Source organism: Streptomyces recifensis (genome assembly GCF_002154615.1).
In the GTDB taxonomy this organism is placed as follows: Bacteria; Actinomycetota; Actinomycetes; order Streptomycetales; family Streptomycetaceae; genus Streptomyces; species Streptomyces griseoluteus.
Genome location: NZ_MUNH01000516.1, coordinates 1 through 1,940, shown reverse-complemented (window position 1 = coordinate 1,940; position 1,940 = coordinate 1). Strand labels below are relative to the sequence as shown.

The following is a 1,940-nucleotide window of genomic DNA, read 5'->3' as shown; positions in this document are numbered from 1 at the left end:
GTACCTGGGCTTCTCGCTGACTCATGAACCCATTCTTCCGCGCCAGGGGCGTTACGGCAGCGTCTGTTTTCAAGTGATCCGCGGGAACGGACGCGCCACCCTCGGCCCCCTCGGGCCGCGGCTGAAAGTGGGGGGCCACGGGTTCCATCGCCCGAGGGTCGCAAGCCGTTCTGAATCAAGGGTTACGGGCACATGACGTCCGGGAAATCGGGGGGCGGCCCGCAGGGACCGCCCCCGTCGGTCAGCCGGTACGGCGGCGCAGCACCACGAAGGAGGCGGCGGTGAGCAGCGCGGTCACGACCAGCAGCAGGGCGGTGGTGGTGAGCTGGAGCGGCCAGTAGTGGGAGGCGGGGTGGAAGGTGGTGTAGAAACCGGTGCCACCGTGCTGCTCGTAGATCCGCAGGCAGTCGTCCATGCTGGTCGCCCGGCACTCCGGGGTGGGGATGTGCGCTCCGGTGCGGGTGACCAGGCCGTGGGAGAGCTCGACGCCGGTGTAGAGGCCGGGGTAGCCCTCCCGGAACGGTCCCACCTCGGTCACCGGCGTCCGGAAGTGGGGCATGAGCCAGTGGGCGCCGCCGAGCAGCAGCACCGAGGCGGCCACACTGACGCCGAGGGCGGGCAGGGTGCGGCGGACCAGCAGGCCGGTCAGCGTGCCCACGGCGAGGGCGGTCAGGCAGGCGGCGACGATCGTGGGGCCGTTCGCATGGAAGGTGAAGGGGAGCCACCACGTGGGGCGGTCACCCGTGCGCTCCTCGGGCGCCTCCCAGGCGAACCGGTGCAGGGCCACCAGCAGGCTCGCGCCCACCGTGAGCACCACCGCGGGCAGCGTCAGCCGGACCGCCAGCCAGCGCACCGGACTGACGCCCTGGGTCCAGGCCATCAGCGCCGTGCCCGACTCCAGCTCCCGCGCGGTCAGCGTGGCGCCCGCCCACGCGGCCACGACGAAGGGCAGGAGGATCAGGGCGTAGGTCAGGAACTCGTAGGTGGCGGCGTAAGAGCCCGTGTCGACGACGCACCTGCTGAGCCGACGGCAGGCTTCCAGCTGGTGCCAGGCGCGGTCCGAATCGTCCGCGAGGGGGCCCGCCGCCCACAGCAGCAGCCCGCTGATCGCCACCACCAGGGTGACCCAGACAGCCAGCGCCCACCGGTGCAGAAGAAACGTCCAGCGGGCCTGACGCGGGTGGGCGGGGGCTGCTGTGACGGAAAGGGTGCTCACGCGGCGTACTCCTCGGTCAAGGTGAGCGCGGGCGCGCCCGGGCTCCGCAGGTGGGCGAGGACCAGGTCCTCCAAGGTGGGCGCCTCGGTGCGCCAGTCGCCCGACAGCGGCCCGGCCGGCCGGATCAGCGCGGAGAGCTGGCGACCGGTGGTACGGGACTCGACCACCGTGTGCCCGGTCAGACCGTCGGTCCCGGCGGAACCCGCGACCCGGAGGTGGGCGGCGAGCAGGTCGTCGATGTCCCCGGCCAGCCGCACCCGGCCGGAGCCGACGAGCAGCAGGTGGTCGCAGGACTCCTCCACCTCGGCGACGACGTGGGAGGACATCGCGATGGTGGTGCCGTGCTCGGCGGCCGTGCCCATCAGCACGCCCATGAGGTCGTGCCGGGCGAGGGGGTCGAGGTCGGCCATCGGTTCGTCCAGCAGCAGCAGTTCGGGCCGCTTGCCCAGCGCGAGGGCGAGCGCGACGCGGGTGCGCTGACCGCCGGAGAGGGACCGTATCCGGGCACCGGGGTCGAGGTCGCCCCCGGCGACGATCCGGTCCGCACCGGCCGCGTCCCAGCGGCCGGGGTTGAGGTCGGCGCCCATGCGCAGTGTCTCCGCGACCGTGAGCTGCGGATACAATGGTTTGGCCTGCGCGACGTAGCCCACCCGGGGCCGGGCCTCGGCCGGGGAGGTGCCCAGGACCCGCAACCCGCCCTCGCTGGGCGCCAGGAGGCCGGCCG

Annotated in this window: 2 protein-coding genes; both read right to left on the bottom strand. The window is 73.2% G+C overall.

Translation table 11 applies throughout. The annotated features are described in order from the left end of the window. Positions 1 to 241 precede the first annotated feature (241 nt). On the bottom strand, positions 242 to 1,216 hold the full coding sequence (locus tag CCN33_RS24620) for a hypothetical protein (RefSeq protein WP_086695675.1): 975 nt from the start codon (positions 1,214 to 1,216) through the stop codon (positions 242 to 244). Then, the coding region (locus tag CCN33_RS24615; RefSeq protein ID WP_107483984.1) for an ATP-binding cassette domain-containing protein at positions 1,213 to 1,940 on the bottom strand (728 nt) is incomplete at its 5' end. The genes CCN33_RS24620 and CCN33_RS24615, both read right to left, overlap by 4 nt.